Annotated in this window: 1 pseudogene; it reads left to right on the forward strand. The window is 64.3% G+C overall.

The window, feature by feature from the left end:
• Positions 1–252: pseudogene (locus AC0CH8_RS19000) on the forward strand (hypothetical protein); the annotation flags it as partial.

A 252-nucleotide genomic window follows, 5' to 3' on the forward strand; every position in this document is an offset into this window, starting at 1 on the left:
ACCGGCATCCGCGCAGTTCTTCCTGCGCAGTTTTCAATTTGCCGGCGATGCCGTGCGCGGCGACGAGCCGGGCATGATGCAGCCGCTGCCGGGCGCGTCGGCGGACGAGACGCAGGCGGCGCTGGTCTGGTCGATGCGGTCTGCGCTGAATGTAGCCGCGTTGCAGTGCCAGTTCGAGCCGACGCTGCTGACAGTGTGGAATTACAACGCCATCCTGACCGATCACAAGGAAGAGCTGGCAAGATCCTGGAC

Source organism: Sphingomonas sp. AC435 (assembly GCF_979253005.1).